This window comes from Streptomyces sp. NPDC020917, from assembly GCF_044333795.1.
Lineage (GTDB): Bacteria > Actinomycetota > Actinomycetes > Streptomycetales > Streptomycetaceae > Actinacidiphila.
The window spans coordinates 1-2,037 of the sequence record NZ_JBIRRR010000053.1 but is presented as its reverse complement, the minus strand read 5'-3'; the positions used below and the strand labels follow the sequence as shown (position 1 = coordinate 2,037).

General features: G+C 67.0%; 2 protein-coding genes. Both read left to right on the top strand.

Features of this window, described 5'->3' with window-relative positions:
- The first annotated feature begins 3 nt into the window (after positions 1 to 3).
- A complete protein-coding gene (locus ACH4TG_RS40900; RefSeq protein WP_398248399.1) occupies positions 4 to 825 on the top strand; it encodes a (Fe-S)-binding protein in 822 nt (273 codons plus the stop codon).
- Positions 822 to 2,037, top strand: a 1,216-nt coding sequence (locus tag ACH4TG_RS40895) for a lactate utilization protein B (RefSeq protein WP_398248397.1), incomplete at its 3' end; no start/stop codon positions are given. The genes ACH4TG_RS40900 and ACH4TG_RS40895, both read left to right, overlap by 4 nt.

Sequence of the window (2,037 nt, the reverse complement as noted above, 5' to 3'; positions counted from 1 at the left end):
GCGATGCGGGTAGCCCTGTTTCTGACGTGTGTGAATGATGTGGCGTTCGCGCGGACCGGGCAGGCGGTCGTGCGGCTGCTGGAACGCCTGGGCGTGGACGTGGACTTCCCCTCCGAGCAGACCTGCTGCGGCCAGGCCCACTACAACACCGGCTACCGGTGGCAGGCCGAACCCCTGGCCGCGCGTTACACACGGGTCTTCGCCGGCTACGACGCGATCGTGACCCCGTCCGGGTCGTGCGCGGCGATGGTCGCCCACCACTACCCGCGGATCGCCCGCCTGGCCGAACACGAAGCCGACGACCGCGGACACCCACCGGTGATCACCCAGAGGGCACTCGACCAGGCCCCCCCGACCTATGAGTTGACGCAGTTCCTCATCGACGTACTGAAGGTCACCGACGTCGGCGCGTACTTCCCCCACACCGTCACCTACCACCCCACCTGCCACGGCCTGCGCACCCTCGGCCTCGCCGACCGGCCCACCCGCCTGCTCAAGCAGGTACAGGGCCTGGAACTGGCGGAATTGCCCGGCGCCGACGAATGCTGCGGCTTCGGCGGCACCTTCGCAATGAAGAACCCGGACGTGTCCACCGCGATGGGCACCGACAAACTCCGCAACGCCGAATCCACCAACTCCGCCGTACTCTGCGCCGCCGACAACTCCTGCCTGATGCACCTGGGCGGCCTCGCCACCCGCCAGAACTCCACCCTCCACCCCGTCCACATCGCCGAGATCCTCGCCTCGACCAAGGACGAGCCCTACCAGATGCCGCAGCAACCAACCCCGCAGCAACCGGCCCGCACGCAGGGAGTCATCCGATGAGCCAGGGGACGTTCGTGGGAATGCCGTCGTTCCCGAAAGCCGCGAAGACCGCCGTCGCCGACACCCGGCTACGCGCGAACCTCCGCCACGCCACCCACACCATCCGCGCCAAACGCGCCACCGCCATCGCCGAACTCGACGACTGGCCAGACCTGCGCGAAGCCGGAAAACAGATCAAGGACCACACCCTCGCCCACCTCGACACCTACCTCCTCCAACTCGAAGAAGCAGTAACCGCAGCCGGCGGAACCGTCCACTGGGCACAAGACGCCGACGAAGCCAACCGCATCGTCACCGACCTCGTCCACGCCACCGGCCACACCGAAGTCGTCAAGGTCAAATCCATGGCCACCCAGGAAATCGGCCTCAACACCGCCCTGGAAAACGCCGGCATCCACGCCTACGAAACCGACCTCGCCGAACTCATCGTCCAACTCGGCAACGACCAGCCCTCCCACATCCTCGTCCCCGCCATCCACAAAAACCGCGACCAGATCCGCGACATCTTCACCCACCACATGAGCGACTGGGGCCGCCCCGCCCCCAACGACCTCACCGACCAACCCACCGACCTCGCCGAAGCCGCCCGCCTCCACCTCCGCGAAAAATTCCTCCGCGCCAAAGTCGCCATCTCCGGCGCCAACTTCATGATCGCCGAAACCGGCACCATGGTCGTCCTGGAATCCGAAGGCAACGGCCGCATGTGCCTCACCCTCCCCGACACACTGATTTCGGTGGTCGGCATCGAAAAAGTCATCCCCACCTGGCGCGACCTCGAAGTGTTCCTGCAAACCCTGCCGCGCTCCTCCACCGCCGAACGCATGAACCCCTACACCACCATGTGGACCGGCACCACCAAAGACGACGGCCCGAAACACTTCCACCTCGTCCTCCTCGACAACGGCCGCACCGACACCCTCGCCGACCCCACCGGACGCCAAGCCCTACGCTGCATCCGCTGCTCCGCCTGCCTCAACGTCTGCCCCGTCTACGAACGCGCCGGCGGCCACGCCTACGGCTCCGCCTACCCCGGCCCCATCGGCGCCATCCTCACCCCCCAACTCCGCGGCACCACAACAGAATTGGACGCCTCCCTCCCCTTCGCCTCCACCCTCTGCGGCGCCTGCTACGACGTCTGCCCCGTCGCCATCAACATCCCCGACGTCCTCATCCACCTCCGCGAACGCATCACCCAAGGCGGACCCACCACCC

Excerpts from the sequence above, each read along its gene's own strand:
- ACH4TG_RS40900 (WP_398248399.1), top strand. The coding sequence starts at position 4 with ATGCGGGTAGCCCTGTTTCTGACGTGTGTGAATGATGTGGCGTTCGCG.